The sequence below is a fragment of the Halopenitus malekzadehii genome (assembly GCF_900108505.1).
In the GTDB taxonomy this organism is placed as follows: domain Archaea; phylum Halobacteriota; class Halobacteria; order Halobacteriales; family Haloferacaceae; genus Halopenitus; species Halopenitus malekzadehii.
This window is the reverse complement of sequence record NZ_FNWU01000002.1, coordinates 295,914-310,605: the sequence shown is the minus strand read 5'-3', so window position 1 is coordinate 310,605 and position 14,692 is coordinate 295,914. Positions and strand designations below refer to the sequence as shown.

Annotated in this window: 13 protein-coding genes; 10 read left to right on the top strand and 3 right to left on the bottom strand. The window is 68.4% G+C overall.

The annotated features are described in order from the left end of the window. The first annotated feature begins 27 nt into the window (after positions 1 to 27). The 7 genes from BLW38_RS06885 (at position 28) to BLW38_RS06855 (ending at position 8,115) form a co-directional block, all read left to right on the top strand. Positions 28 to 489 carry a hypothetical protein gene (locus BLW38_RS06885; RefSeq protein ID WP_092816297.1) on the top strand — a complete coding sequence of 154 codons (462 nt, stop codon included), beginning with the start codon at positions 28 to 30 and terminating at the stop codon, positions 487 to 489. A 3-nt stretch (positions 490 to 492) separates the two neighbouring features. Further along, positions 493 to 1,665: a nicotinate-nucleotide--dimethylbenzimidazole phosphoribosyltransferase gene (locus tag BLW38_RS06880; RefSeq protein WP_092816295.1), complete on the top strand. Its 1,173-nt coding sequence runs from the start codon at positions 493 to 495 to the stop codon at positions 1,663 to 1,665. Positions 1,666 to 1,814: 149 nt separating this feature from the next. Continuing rightward, positions 1,815 to 4,970 (top strand): isoleucine--tRNA ligase, encoded by a 3,156-nt coding sequence (ileS, locus tag BLW38_RS06875; RefSeq protein ID WP_092816293.1) that lies wholly within the window; start codon positions 1,815 to 1,817, stop codon positions 4,968 to 4,970. 80 nt (positions 4,971 to 5,050) lie between these two features. After that, complete coding sequence (locus BLW38_RS06870) at positions 5,051 to 5,521, top strand: GNAT family N-acetyltransferase (RefSeq protein ID WP_092816459.1); 471 nt, start codon at positions 5,051 to 5,053, stop codon at positions 5,519 to 5,521. A gap of 6 nt (positions 5,522 to 5,527) precedes the next feature. Then, positions 5,528 to 6,133 carry a class I SAM-dependent methyltransferase gene (locus BLW38_RS06865; protein ID WP_092816291.1) on the top strand — a complete coding sequence of 202 codons (606 nt, stop codon included), beginning with the start codon at positions 5,528 to 5,530 and terminating at the stop codon, positions 6,131 to 6,133. A 152-nt stretch (positions 6,134 to 6,285) separates the two neighbouring features. Beyond that, on the top strand, positions 6,286 to 6,699 hold the full coding sequence (locus BLW38_RS06860; protein ID WP_092816289.1) for a DUF3054 domain-containing protein: 414 nt from the start codon (positions 6,286 to 6,288) through the stop codon (positions 6,697 to 6,699). Positions 6,700 to 6,963: 264 nt separating this feature from the next. After that, on the top strand, positions 6,964 to 8,115 hold the full coding sequence (locus BLW38_RS06855; protein ID WP_092816287.1) for a multicopper oxidase domain-containing protein: 1,152 nt from the start codon (positions 6,964 to 6,966) through the stop codon (positions 8,113 to 8,115). 40 nt (positions 8,116 to 8,155) lie between these two features. Here the strand turns inward: BLW38_RS06855 and BLW38_RS06850 are convergent, their stop codons facing one another. Continuing rightward, a complete protein-coding gene (locus BLW38_RS06850; RefSeq protein ID WP_092816457.1) occupies positions 8,156 to 9,490 on the bottom strand; it encodes an MFS transporter in 1,335 nt (444 codons plus the stop codon). A gap of 235 nt (positions 9,491 to 9,725) precedes the next feature. Between BLW38_RS06850 and BLW38_RS06845 the strand changes: the two genes are divergently transcribed. Then, positions 9,726 to 9,998, top strand: a complete 273-nt coding sequence (locus BLW38_RS06845) for a hypothetical protein (protein WP_092816285.1) — start codon at positions 9,726 to 9,728, stop codon at positions 9,996 to 9,998. Positions 9,999 to 10,128: 130 nt separating this feature from the next. Then, a complete protein-coding gene (locus BLW38_RS06840; RefSeq protein WP_092816283.1) occupies positions 10,129 to 11,139 on the top strand; it encodes an ornithine cyclodeaminase family protein in 1,011 nt (336 codons plus the stop codon). 34 nt (positions 11,140 to 11,173) lie between these two features. Here BLW38_RS06840 and BLW38_RS06835 read toward each other — a convergent pair whose 3' ends face one another. Together BLW38_RS06835 and BLW38_RS06830 are read right to left on the bottom strand one after the other, a co-directional pair. Beyond that, positions 11,174 to 12,241 carry an mRNA surveillance protein pelota gene (locus BLW38_RS06835; RefSeq protein ID WP_092816281.1) on the bottom strand — a complete coding sequence of 356 codons (1,068 nt, stop codon included), beginning with the start codon at positions 12,239 to 12,241 and terminating at the stop codon, positions 11,174 to 11,176. Between the two features lie 24 nt (positions 12,242 to 12,265). Beyond that, positions 12,266 to 13,486: a DUF4013 domain-containing protein gene (locus tag BLW38_RS06830; protein ID WP_092816279.1), complete on the bottom strand. Its 1,221-nt coding sequence runs from the start codon at positions 13,484 to 13,486 to the stop codon at positions 12,266 to 12,268. An 80-nt stretch (positions 13,487 to 13,566) separates the two neighbouring features. Here BLW38_RS06830 and BLW38_RS06825 point away from each other — a divergent pair, with 80 nt between their 5' ends. Beyond that, positions 13,567 to 14,619 (top strand): AIR synthase family protein, encoded by a 1,053-nt coding sequence (locus tag BLW38_RS06825; RefSeq protein WP_092816277.1) that lies wholly within the window; start codon positions 13,567 to 13,569, stop codon positions 14,617 to 14,619. Positions 14,620 to 14,692 lie beyond the last annotated feature (73 nt).

Genomic DNA, 14,692 nt, shown 5'->3' with positions numbered 1-14,692 from the left:
TTTCGGTCGCCGCCCCAATACCAGTGTATGACTCTCGACGTGCCGGTTCCCGACTCGCCGGAACTCGCGGCGATCGATCCGAACGAGTACGAGGACGCCGACGTGGCCGGAGACTCGGAGTACAAGCGTGAGGAGATCGAAGCCCTCCTCCGGGAGGGTGCGTGGGCGGACGCCTTCGAGGAGTGGGCGGCGACGAGCGACCTCGACGAGGCCGAGTGGCAGATCGTTCGCGACCTCGATCTCGTCTCCCGATTCGACTTCTTCTGGGATTCGTTTGCCGACCGCGTCGGCTACCACGCTCCCGGTCTGCCCGAGGACTGGCGGGAGCGTGATCTCCACCCCGACCTCGACTCGTGGGGGACCGTCTCCGGGATCAACGCCGGCCTGACCGAGCTCGGTCAGATCGTCTGTGAGACGCTCAAAGCGGAGTACATCGACTGGGAAGCCGACTACGAGGCGCCGGACGACCTTCCGGACTTCGACGCCTGACCGATGGTGGGGCACCATCCTGACGGCGTCACCCACGCCGTCGACGACGAGCCGTCACCCCACGATCTCGACCGCCCGGAGATCCCGTCGATCGACGGGACGGCTGAACGTGCCGCGCTCGAGCGACAGCCGACGCTCACGAAGCCGCCCGGAAGCCTCGGCCGGCTCGAGGACCTCGCGGTCGCGCTCGCCGGGGTCACCGGCGATCCCCAACCGACCCTCGACGACGCGACCGTCGTGGTCGCGGCCGGCGACCACGGCGTCGTCGATCGCGGCGTCTCCGCGTACCCGCAGGCCGCCACGCGGGCGATGCTCGAGAACTTCCTGAACGGGGGCGCCGCGGTCAACGCGATTGCTGACGCCGTCGGCGTCGAGACGCTCGTCGTTGATGCCGGGATCGCGGGCGATCCGGTTCCGGGAGCACTCTCGGTTCGCATCGACGCCGGAACGAACGACGCGTCCCGCGGCCCGGCGATGTCCCGGGCCGACGCGATCGAGGCTATCGAGGCCGGCGTTCGGATCGCGGGATCGGAGCTTGCGGACGCCGACGTCGTCGCGCTCGGCGAGATGGGGATCGGGAACACCACGATCGCAGCGGCGATCACGGCCGCGCTGACCGACGCCGCCCCGGCCGAGGCGACCGGATACGGAACCGGGATCGACGACGAGGCGCTCGAACGAAAGGTGGCCGTCGTCGAGGACGCGCTCGCGACGAACGGTCTCGCGGCCTCCACAGCGAACGATCCTGGGGCTACAGCCGTCGAGGACTCCCCGTCGCCATCAGACGCGTCTGACCCCACCGACGCGCCAGATCCCATCGACGCGTTTGCTCGCGTCGGCGGGTTCGAGGTCGGTGTGCTTGCCGGCGTCGCGCTGGGCTGTGCAGCCGATCGAACTCCCGTCGTCGTCGACGGCGTCATCAGCGGGGCCGCCGCCCTCGTCGCGAACGCGCTCGATCCCGCCGTCCGCCCCTTCCTGCTCCCGTCACACGCGGGCGCGGAGCCCGCACACGCGATCCAACTTGCCGCGCTCGGCCTCGACCCGCTGTTCGCGTACGACCTCCGGTTGGGCGAGGGAACCGGCGCCTGTCTGGCACTGCCGATCTATCGATCGGCCTGTGCGACCCACCGGGAGATGGCGACCTTCGACGACATCGGGCTCGACGGCGATCCGTGAGGGACTGCAGGCACCACGACAGCGGCTCGTGAACGGGGGTGGGGACTGCAGGCACCACGACGGCGACCCGTGAGCGGGGGTGGAGACCGCGACGGCGACGCGGACCGCGACTCCGTCGTATTCAAATACACGGCCCAACACGCTCGGATATGGAGCAGATCGACGACCAGTATACTCCCGCGGACGTCGAGTCCACGGTCGAGTCGTACTGGGACGACGCCGACGCCTACGAGGCGGCAACGGAGGCCCACGCCGACGATCCGCCGTTCTTCTTCGTCGACGGCCCGCCGTACACCTCGGGGCAGATGCACCTCGGAACCGCCTGGAACAAGACGCTGAAGGACGCGATCATCCGGTACAAGCGGATGACCGGCCATCGGGTGACTGACCGGCCGGGGTACGACATGCACGGGCTCCCGATCGAGGTGAAAGTCGAGGAGAAGCTCGGGTTCGACTCCAAGACCGAGATCGAGGAATACGGGATGGAGGCGTTCATCGAGGAGTGTATGGAGTTTGCCGAGTCCAACCGCGAGGCGATGGACGAGGACTTCAAGTCCATCGGCGCGTGGATGGACTGGGACGACCCCTACAAGACGATCGATCCGGAGTATATGGAGTCCGCCTGGTGGGCGTTCTCGGAGGTCGCCGACCGCGGCCTCGTCGAGCGCGGCAAGCGGTCGATTTCGCAGTGTCCCCGGTGTGAGACCGGCCTCGCGAACAACGAGGTCGAGTACGAGGACGTCGAGGACCCGTCCATCTACGTAAAATTCCCCCTGAGCGGTCGTGAGGGGAGCCTCGTCATCTGGACGACGACGCCGTGGACGATCCCCGCGAACACCTTCGTCGCGGTCGACGAGGAGCTCACCTACAACGCGGTCCGCGCGACCACGGACGGCGACGGGGGCGAGGCGGCGAGCGAGGACCTGCTGTACGTCGCCGCCGACTGCGTCGAGGACGTCCTCACGCAGGGCCGCTACGACGACTACGAGATCGAGGCGGAGCTGTCGGGTGCCGAGCTCGTCGGCTGGGCGTACGACCACCCGCTCGCGGACCACCTCGCCGAGTATCCCGACTTCGAGGGCGCCGGGCAGGTATATGCCGCCGACTACGTGGAGGCGGACCGAACCGGTCTCGTCCACTCCGCGCCCGGCCACGGTGAGGTCGACTTCGAGCGCGGCCGCGAGCTCGGGTTGGAGATCGCCTGCCCGGTCGAGCCGAACGGCGAGTTCACCGGCGCCGCGGGGGAGTACGCTGGGCAGTTCGTCCGCGACGCGAACGACGACATCATCGCGGACCTGATCGAGGACGGTCGAATGCTCGCCCACGGCACGGTCGAGCACAGCTACGGCCACTGCTGGCGGTGTGACACGGGGATCATCCAGCTCGTCACCGACCAGTGGTTCATCTCGATCACCGACGTCAAGGACGACCTCCTCGAGAACATGACCGACTCGGAGTGGTTCCCGAGTTGGGCCCGCGACCAGCGGTTCCGGGACTTCATCGAGGACGCGCCGGACTGGAACGTCTCCCGGCAGCGCTACTGGGGCATCCCGATCCCGATCTGGGTGCCAGAGGACGCCGACCCCGAGTCCTTCGACGAGGAGATGATCGTGGTCGGCACGCGCGAGGAGCTCGCCGAGCGCGTCGACCAGTCGATCGACCCGACCGAGGTCGATCTCCACCGGCCGACCGTCGACGACCTCACGATTACCGAGGACGAAACCACCTACCGGCGCGTCGAGGACGTCTTCGACGTCTGGCTCGACTCCTCGGTGGCCTCCTGGGCGACGATCGGATACCCCGGCGAGACCGAGGCCTTCGAGGAGCTGTGGCCCGCCGACCTGATCGTCGAGGCGCACGACCAGACCCGCGGCTGGTTCTGGTCCCAGCTCGGGATGGCGACGGCCGCCTTCGGCGAGACGCCCTACGAGCAGGTGTTGATGCACGGGTTCGTCAACGACAGCGAGGGCCGCAAGATGTCGAAGTCGGTCGGCAACATCGTCACGCCAGAGGAGGCGATCGAGCGCGCCGGCCGCGACCCCCTCCGGACGTATCTGTTGAGCCACGACCAGCAGGGGATCGACCTCTCCTTCGAGTGGGACGGGCTCGGCGAGATCCAGGGCAAACTCAACATCCTCTGGAACACGTTCCGGTTCCCGCTGCCGTACATGGATCTCGACGACTACGACCCCGCCGAGGCGTCCCTCGAGGACGGCGAGCTCGAACTCGTCGACGAGTGGATCCTCTCGCGACTCCAGTCGGTCGAACAGGAGGTCGCGGAGGCGTGGGACCAGTACCGCGTCAGCGACGCCGTCAACGCGCTGATCGAGTTCGTCACCCAGGACGTCTCCCGATTCTACATCAAGGCGGTGCGCGACCGGATGTGGGAGGAGGCGGACTCGGCCTCCAAACGCGGCGCGTACGCCACGATCGCCACCGTCCTCGACGAGACGATCCGGATGCTTGCCCCGATCGCGCCCTACCTCACGGAGCGAATGTACCGAACGCTCGACGGCGAGGCGACGACGGTCCACGCGCTTCCGTTCCCGACGGCGGACGACGAGCTCCACGATCCGGACCTCGAACACGATGTCGCCGTGATGCGCGAGGTGGAGGAGGCGGCCGCGACGGCGCGTCAGCAGGCCGGCCGGAAGCTCCGCTGGCCGGTTTCGCGCGTAATCGTCGAGACCGAGGACGACGACGTCGCCGACGCCGTCGCGGCGCTCGAGGACCTGATCCTCGACCGCGTGAACGCACGGTCGCTCGTGGTGACCGAGCGGTTCGCGGAGCTCGAGGAGCTCGCACAGCCGGAGATGGCCGAGATCGGGCCCGCCTTCGGCGGCCAGGCGCAGGAGGTGATGACTGCCGTCGAGGGCGCGTCCCGTTCCGCGGTCGAGAACGGCGACGTCACCGTGGACGGCGAGCCGATCGACCTCGAGCCGGAGATGGTCGAGTACGAGGCCACTCCGCCGGCGGGCGTGAGCGCGGCCCCGTTCGCGGACGGCACGGTCTACGTCGACACGACGCTCACCGACGACATCGAGGCCGAGGGATACGCCCGCGACGTCATCCGCCGCGTCCAGGAGATGCGCAAGGACCTCGACCTCGACGTCGACGCGAGCATCCGGCTCGGCGTCACGATCGACGACGACCGCGTCGCCGACCTGGTCGACGAGCACCGCGACCTCATCGCCGAGGAGACCCGTGCGACCGAGTGGCTCGACGATCCCGACGCCGCGACCGACGCCCACGAGGAGTGGGACGTCGAGGGCATCGCCGTCACGATCGGGATCGACCGCGTCTGAAGAGCCGGATCCATCCGGACGATCCGGACGACCGACCCTCCGAAAGATATTCGAAGTCGTCGGCCGTGATGATCAGTACGATGCACGTCCGACCGGCGTGTCCCGGCGATGCCGAGGCACTACGGGCGGCGGTTTCGCGAGCGGGCGAGACAGCCGTGTTCGACGATTTCGGTGCACCGATGCTCGACGTCTCCGCGGCGGGGGTTCGTGAGGCCGCGGCGACGGCCGACTGTTCGTTCCTCGTCGAATCGGACGGCAAGCCGATCGGCGTGGCGCTCGCCCATCCGGATGCCGACGGATCCGAGGCCGAGTTGCTCGCGCTGTGGGTCCATCCGGACCACGCGACCGACGACGTCGAAACGACCTTGCTCGGCAACGTCGCGCGCTCGCTGGCCCGTGACGGGGTGGAAGCGATCCGCACGACGGTTCCACACGACGACCCGACGAGCCGGGAGTTCTACCGGGCGAACGGGTTCAACCACAAGACGAGTCGGGAGGGACCGGCCGGGACGGAGATCGTCTTCGTTGCTCCGGTCGAACGCCTCTCTTAACCGCCGATGTTCGGCCCCGGCGACGTCAACTTTTTCGACCTCGTTGCCCCGCTGTACGATATTCTGATGCCCGGCGCCGATCCGGACGTCCTCGCGGACGCGCTTGCGGTCGCGACCGGGCCGGTTCGACGCGTGATCGACGTCGGGGGCGGCTCGGGACGCGCGTCCGCAGCGCTGCCCGCCGGCCTGGACGCCGACGGACCGGTCGTGGTCGACGCGAGCGCCGGGATGCTCACACGGGCTCAGGACCGCGGGTTCGGCGCCGTTCGCGGCGATGCGGCGCGGCTCCCGGTCCACTCGAACGCGGTTGACGCGGCCGTGATCGTCGACGCGCTCCACCATTTCCCCGACGTGCCCGGAGCGTTCACGGAACTATCTCGGGCGATACGTCCCGGCGGCGTCGTCGTGGTTCGCGAGTTCGATCCGTCCCACCCGCTTGGGCGCGTCCTGGCGGTCGGGGAACGAGCGATCGGGATGGACTCGACGTTCCTCGAGCCCGACGACCTCCGCAGCGATCTCGAGACGACCGGGTTCGACGCGACCGTTCTCGACCGGGGATTCACCTACACTGTCGTCGGGCAAGTTCCGGAGCGCGGTGACGCCGACCGCTGAGCGACCGCTGCGGCGGGGCTGCGTACGTCGACCGCTGCGGCGGGGCCGCGTACGTCGACCGCTGCGGCGAGATTCGTTCGGCGACGATCCGCACGGGGGGATCCGCGACGACGATCCGCACGACCCAAGGGCCCCCCGTCCGGATCGAGGGTATGGACGTCGAAACGTTCCTCGAGACCCGCCTGGACCGGGCGGCGATCCCCCTGGCCGTGGGCGATATCGTCGCGATCGTGATCGTGTTGACGATCGGCGCGAACCAGCACAATCCGACCGACTTCCTGATCGAGAACCCGCTGTATCTGCTCGGGATCTACGCACCCTTCCTGATCGGGTGGGTGCTCGTGGCGCCGCTGATCGGCGCGTACTCGCCGGGTGCCATCGAGTCAGCGAAGGCGTCGGTTCCGCTCGTCGTTCGGTCGTGGGTGCCCGCCGCGCTGATCGGGCTCGGGCTCCGAGCGACCCCGTTTTTCCACGGCGGCGTGCAGGCGATCTTCGTGGTCGTGATGGTCGTGACCGGTGCGGTCGCGCTCGCCGTCTGGCGGACCCTCTACTTCAAGGTCAGGTGACGGTGCGACTCGCCGGACCCGAGATCGACGTCGATCCGCGGTGTGGGTTCCACGTTCGGCTCGGGACCGGTCACGACGATCGGGTTCCGTCGACCGGAGTCGTCACGTGGACGGTCGTGTCGGTTGTTCCGCATTGATACATAAAGGCGACGTCGAACACGTTCCGTTCTTTATGTGGATCCGGTCGAATACGTTCGCCGCCCTTCTCGCGGGTCGGGAACCTGCTTTCCCCCTATTTATGACGGTCTCTTCGTTCCACTCGTGATGAACGACCGCATCGGTGCCCCCGGATCGGACGTGTCGCGACGCGAATTCCTGGCTGCGACCGGCGGCGTCGGATCCGCGCTGCTGGCGGGCTGTCAGGCGCCCTCGAACGGCGGCGGCGCGAAGGCGGTGACCGACTCGACGCCGGCACAGACGTCCGAGGAGTCGCTGCCGCGGACGAGCCCGCCCGAGGTCGTCGACGTCGACGAGCAGGGCGGCTCGGTGACGCTGTCGACCCAGCCGGCGGTCCACGCCGCACACCCGCTCGACTCGATGGGCGGCCCCGTCGAGCTGCCCCGCGTGTGGGCGTTTCAGGCTGACGACGGCGACCCGAGCGTGCCGGGGCCGATCATCCGGACGACGGAGGGCGAGGACATCGAGGTCACCCTCGACAACACCGACGGCCACCTACCCCACACGATCCACTTCCACGGCTCGCAGAAGGCCTGGAAGGACGACGGCGTCCCGACGACGACGGGGGTCACGGTCGCACCTGGCGAGACGCACACCTACGAGATCCCGGCCAACGTCCCCGGCACGCACTTCTACCACTGCCACTTCCAGACCCAGCGGCACATCGACATGGGAATGTACGGGGTCTTCCGCGTCGATCCGGCGGGCTACGAGCCGGCCGACCGGGAGTACTTCATGACGGTGAAGGACTGGGACTCCCGGCTCAACCGGATGATGGCCGGCGAGGACGTCTCCTACAGCCCGCGAAACCGAAACCCCGACGTCTTTACGGTCAACGGCAAGGTCGCTCCCCGAACGTTCCACCCCGAGGACGGTTCGCCGATGATCGTCGACCACGGCGACACGGTCCGGCTCCACTGGGTCAACGCCGGCTACATGAGCCACCCGCTGCACATCCACAACCACCGGTTCACGCGGACCGAGAAGGACGGCGGCACGATCCCGGAGGCCGCGCGCCACGAGATGGACGTCTGTAACGTCGCGCCGGCGGAGCGACACACCGTCGAGTTCACGGCGGACGCCGATCCCGGGATCTACCCGATGCACTGTCACAAGGTCGACCACGTGATGAACGGGAGCGTCTATCCCGGCGGGATGCTCTCGGCGATCGTCTACCGCGACGCGATGGATACCGACATCTTCGCCGACCTGATGGAGTACGCGGGGTACGAGGGCTGACGACGACGGACTGCTCCGCCGTCGTCGCGTGGGGGCCGCGCTACGCCGCGTTTCGACGACCGAGGACGATCCCGGTGATCGACGCGACGGCCGCGAATCCGGCGAGGACGATGAACAGCGTCGGTTCGGTGGCGTACTCGAGGATGGTCCCTGCGATCGCGCCGCCGAGCGCCCCGACGCCGAAGACGCCGAGATACGTGTAGCCGTACGAGAGCCCGCGCGTGCCGGCGGGCGTGTACTCCGCGACGGTCGCTTGATACAGCGGCTGGACGACGAAGAGGAACACGCCCATCAACGCCCCGACGATCGCAAGCGGCACGAGTCCCATCCCGGCCGCTGGAAGGAAGACGAGCGCAAGCACCGTGAGGCCGCCGAATCCGACCGCGATCCCGTATTCCACCGGCAGGCGGTCCGTCAACTTGCCGCCGACGTACTGGCCGATCACGCCGACCAGCAACAGCCCGGAGTAGAAGTAGTCGCTCGGCGCGAGCGTGTTCCCGTCGCTCGGGTCGATCCCCAGCGGACCGTGGAGGGTCTCGGGGAGCAGCGACGCGACCGCGATCGGTTCGAACCCCTCGAGACGTCCGAGCAGCTCCGGGAGGAACGTGAGGAAGCCACGGTAGTAGAGTCCCGAACACATCACGACCAGGAAGACGAGTGCGAAGCTCCCCGCGAACAGCGCGCGTGACTCCGACCGGAACGCCGCAAGCGACTCGACGCCGGCGGTCGCCGCGGCGTCGTCGTCCGTCGCGTCGTCCGCGCCGCCGTCCTCGGTACCGTCGCCCGCTTCGTCGTCGTCCGTCGCGTCGCCCGCGCCGTCGCTTCCGTCCGTTTCGACGGCAGCCGCCGGATCGATGTTCGCCCGGAAGGCGTATACCGCCGCGAACAGCGCCGGGATCGCGAGGACCCCCGCGACGACGCGCCAGTCGAGGACCAAAAGCAGCGTGGCCGCGATGAGGGGCCCGAGACCGATACCGAGGTTGCCGGCGATGCCGTGATACGCGAAGCCGGTGCCGCGCTCCTCGATCCCCTTCGAGATGAGCGAGAGGCCGGCGGGGTGATACACCGAGGCGGCGAGTCCCCACACGACGAGCGCCAGCGTGATCACCACCACGCTTGGAGCGAGCGCGAGCAGGCCGAAGGAGACGCCCATCCCGACCAGACACCACGTGATGAGCCGCCGGGATCCGATGCGGTCGACCAGGATTCCACCCGGAAGCGCGCCGAGCCCGAACAGGCCGTAGCCGATCGTCACCACGACGCCGAGGGTCGCGGTCGTCACCTCGAGGGTCACCACGCCGAGGTCGATGACCGAGAATTTCGTCAGCCAGATCGTGACGAAGATCGGGATCGCGAGCTCGTAGGTGTGGACCATCCCGTGTCCCAGCACCACGACGGCGGTGATGGATCGATCGTTGCGGTTCACGCCCGGTAGCTCCGTGGCGGGGACTGTTTATCGCACCGATCCACGGCCGTGGTCGTCGATCGCGGTCGCCGTCCGTCGCGGCGATCTCATAAGTTATGAGAATAGTATAAAAATACAATACAGCTGTGATATAGGTGTCACGGGAAACAATTATATACCCATTTCACGTACCATCTGATGTATTATGTCTGGATACTACGACTACATCCTCGGCCTCATCCCCGCGACGCTTATCGGGATCACTCTCGCGTTGACCCTCGTGGGCCTCCCCGTGGTGTCGGCGGTTCCCGCCGGCGCGACGGTCGCGATCGGGTTGATGGGCCACGCGATGTTCGTGAAGGGTCCAGTCCCCGAGACGCCCTCCATCGACCGGGACGGTCGCGGCGCCGCCGGCGTCGATCACGCCGCACGGACGCCCACAGGTAACTCCGGGATGTCCGCACAGAACGCGGACTGAGGTCGTCCACGATCGCTCGGTCTCGAATCTCGAATCTCGAATCTCGAATCTCGAATCTCGAATCTCGAATCTCGAATCTCGAATCTCGAATCTCGATAACCGTTTTATCGCTTGCCGCCGAACGACGAGTGTGACAGAGACACTGTTTCTCACTAGCGACGAGGTCGCGGGGCTCGCGGAGCCGGCCGAGTACGTCGACGCCGTCCGTGACGGCTACCGGCAGGTCGGCGAGGGTGCGCCCGCCGAGCCGCGAACGAAACTCGTGAACCGGGACCCGGCGGGGATGTTGACCACCTACGCCGCGATCCTCCCCGAAACCGGCGCGATGGGTGGGTATATGTACGCGGCCGGCTTCGGCGAGCAGGACGTCTGGTTCATAACGCCGCTGTTCGACGCCGACTCGGGCGAGCCGCTTGCGCTCATCGACGGCGCGTCGATGAACCCCTTCAAGACCGGGGCGGCAGGCGCGGTCGGCGTGGACACGCTCGCGCGCGACGATGCCACCGAGGTCGCCGTCATCGGGGCCGGCGCACAGGCCCGTGGCCAGCTCCGGGCGACCGCCACGGTTCGGGATTTCGAGGCCGTCCGGGTGTACTCGCCGACCCCCGAAAGCCGTGAGACGTTCGCCGCAGAGATGACCGAAACGGTGTCGATTCCCGTGGAGGCGGTCGACTCGTCCACCGCGGCGCTTGCGGGCGCCGACGTCGTGATCACGGCGACGAACGCCTCGGACCCGGTGATCGACGACGCCGACGTCGAGCCCGGGACCCACATCACGGCGATGGGACAGTACACGCCCGGCAAGAACGAACTGCCGCCGGAGACGGTCGCCCGGGCCACCTACGTGCCCGACCTCCGCGACCGTGTCATGCAAGACGCCGGGTCGTTCCTCGCGGCGATCGACGCGGGGCTGATCGACGAGGCGGACCCGGAGGCACACGTCCACGCCGAACTCGGCGAGATCATCGTCGGATCGGCGCCGGGTCGCACGGACCCGGAGGCGGTGACCGTCTTCGACTCCGGCGGCACCGGGATCGAGACCGTCGCGGCGGCGCACCTCCTGTACGAACGCGCCGTCGATCGGGGGCGTGGAGAGACGATCTCCCTATCGCCCGGCAGCGAGGCGCTCACGGGGCGATAGGCGCGCGTAGACGGGTTGTCGGTCCCGGAAGGCTTCACTCGAGTCGATACCGAAGGATCGCGGCGATCCCGCCGAGGTTGCGGAGCTGCTCGCCGGGGGCGAACTCGCTCGAGAAGACGACGACGTCGCCGCCCTGCTGTTCGACCGACTCGATCACGTCGTTGACGTCGATCGGCCAGTCGCCCTCGCCCTGTCGCTCGGTCCGGAGCCGGTCGTCGACGACCAACAGCGTCTCCACCGCGCCGAACTCGGCCGCCTCGGCGACGTCCGCCGGGCCGTAGGTTGCCTTCGCGCCCTCGGCGATCCGTTCGGTCAGCTCGTCGATGAGTTCAGCCTCCCGTGCGATCCGGGTTTCGGTCTGTACCTCCTCGACGGCGCCCCGCTTGAGGACCTCGTGAACGCCGCGGTCGCCCACGCTCGCGGTGTCGACGACGCGGATCGACGCGTCCAGTTCGGGGAACTCCTCGGCGACGTACTCGCGTGCGTCCCGTTTCGTGAATCCCGGTCCCGCGAGGATGACCGCGTCGGCGTCGAGGTGGACGAGCGCGGACCCGAGTTCCTCGAAGAGTTCGGTCCGCGGGCGGGCGTACTCGCCCTTCCCGGTCGGCCGCGTGAAGGAGGCGTACTCCTCGGTGCCGTACTGTTCGACCGTGTGGATGAACGCCGCCCCCTCCTCGACGGTCGCGATCGCGACGTCGGGGTTCTCCGCGGCCTCCGTCGCCTCCTCGATCCGGTCGAGTTGGTCCGGTTTGAACCGTTTCTCGACGGTTATCTCGTCGTGTTCTTCGACGTTGATCGTGTGGTGTTGTCCGAGCTGGTCCTCCCGCGAGCACCCGACGATCTCGCCCCCGACCCGCAGTCGGTTGGCGAACCGGGCGAACTCGACCGTTTCGACCGCGAGCGTGACGAACAGGTGCTCCCGCTCCCCGCCGGTGTCCCGCATTCGGTCGTCGGTTCGCTGGATCCGCCGCGTCGTGTCCCCCTCGACGCGGTCACCCGGTTCGAGGACGTGTGAGAGGTGCCAGAGGTCGTCGACGGTCTCCGGGACGAGGGCGATCCGCTCGCGTCCCTCCTCCCCGTGGCCGCGCTCCGTGATTCGCATACCGACGGTTCGCCCGCCGAGGTATCAACGCTTGGCTTCTCGGTCCGTCGTCCCGCCGGCACCCCAGACGAATCCGTCGGCCGACTCGTCAGCCGACTCACCGCTCGACCCATCGGCCGACTCATCGTCCGACCCACCGGCATCGACGGGACCGACGCGGCGTCCGACCTGGATCGCCGGGTCCGTCTCGCGACCGACCGGGAGCTCCGCCCGATCATCGGGTTCGATCGCGACACGGTCGTCCGCTGGAGGTCGGTCGTCGTCGTTGCGATCAGCGTCATTGCCACCATCGTCACCATCACCGCCATCGTCACCATCGTGATCATCACCGCCATCGCCGTTGTCGACGCCGCCGCTACCGCCCCCGCTACCGCCGCCATCGGGCCGGAGCGCGGGGGCGGCACCGCGACCGTACAGCGACCGGGTCACTACCCGAACCACGAACAGACCGGCGATTCCGACGAGGAACGGCGACAGCGCAATCGCCGCCGCCGTGCCGACGATGCCAACGACCGCCTCCAGGAGCCAGCCGACGACGTACTCCCCGGAGCCGGCGACGCGAAGGATGCGGCGGGGACGGAGTCCGTCACGAAGGCGGCCGGTCGCGGCGAAGCAGGCGATCCCCGCCGGCTGGAGGTAGATGGCCCCCGCAGCCGCGCTGCACGTCGTGGCGATCGTCACGACGCCGATCGCGATCGTGATGACCGATGCGCTCCCCGGATCGGGAACGAGGGAGAGGATCGCGACGGCGAGGGACCACAGTCCCTCGATCAGCCCCGGCACGATTCCGATCGGGGTGACCTCCGCCCCGCCTCCGAACACGCCGGAGCCTGCGAATCGTGGCCACACGAGCGCATCACCGACCGGGACGCCCGACTCGCGGGCGGACTGAACGGTCACCGCCGCGATCCCGATCACGGGAACGAGTGCCACCGGGAGCGCATACCCGATCGAAAGCACGATCGACTTGACGCCGTCGACGTACAGCGACGGAAGATTTCGAAACGCGGGTGCGCCGGGATCGCCCTCGATCCCGGCCCGAACGACGGCGACGTCGTAGCCGCGCAGGATGAACAGCGGTGCGCCGGCGATCGGGAGGAGGGCCACGACACGGGGATCGACGGCGACGCCGACGAACCAGGCCAGGGCAGCGATCCGACCGAGAACGAGGAGGGCCGTTCCGGCGAGCACCGTCGCCACGACGTCGGGGCCGCGGCCGGGTGTCGCGATCGCCTCGCGGAGCATATCGACACGTCTCGCCGCGTTTATAAATAGTTCCTGGCAACGATCCCGTATGCAACGCGTCGGCGCGCGAGGTGACCGGAATGCCGGCTGACGGGAAGATTTCCGAGACGTTCTTCCGGCGCCACATTGCGACCCGGCTCGGGGCCGACCGCGAGGACGTCCGGCTCGGACCGAAACACGGCTGCGACTTCGGGGTGATCCGGGGCCCCGAGGAGGAGACCGCGACCGTGCTCGCGACGGACCCGATCTCGATCCTGCCGGATCTCGGGTTCGAGCGCGCGGGCCGGTTCGCGCTACACATCGTCCTCTCGGACGTCGCAGTCTCGGGGATCGCCCCGAGCCACCTGTCGATCGCCTTCTCGCTGCCCGGGGAAATGACCGACGAGGCGTTCGACGGAGTCTGGACCGCGATCCACGAGGAGTGTACCGATCTCGGGATCGCGGTGACGACCGGCCACACCGCGCGGTATCCGGGAAGCACGTTTCCCTGGGTCGGGGCCGCGACGGCGATCGGCCGGGGCGATCCCGACCGGATCGTGCGTCCGGACGGCGCGCGCCCGGGCGACCGGATCGTGGTGACCAAGGGCCCGGCCGTCGAGGCGACCGGCCTGTTCGCCTCGCTGTATCCCGAGGCGCTCGATGGCCTGTCGGCCGAAACGGTTGCGACTGCCCAGCGGCGCCTTGACGATGTTCGACTCGTCGAGGACGCGATGGTGATCGCTGATCACGATGGAATCCACGCGATGCACGACGCGACCGAGGGCGGTCTGCTGGGCGCGGTCCACGAACTGGCGAGCGCCGGCAACGTCCGGCTTCGCGTCGACACCGATCACGTCCCGTGGCAACCCGGAGTCAAGGAGACCTGCACCGCGCTCGGGATGGACCCCTGGCGGGCCACGACCGCCGGCACCCTCCTCGCTGCGGTTTCCCCATCGGTCGCCGGCGACGTCGTGGCGGCGCTTCAGGACCGAGGGACCCCGGCTGCGATCGTCGGCGAGGTGCGTCGAGATTCCGATGAGAACGGCGACGACGGAAGCGTCCGCGTCGTCATTGACGGCGAGGAGACGAGTCCGCCGGATGGCGATTCCTCCTGGCCAGTGTACGCTCGGCTGTCCGGCTCCGGGAGGGAGTAGGGATCGAGAGTCTCGACGTCGAGTGATGGTGTTCCAGGACGAGTTCCACGGCGCCGTCCCCAGGACGAGTTCC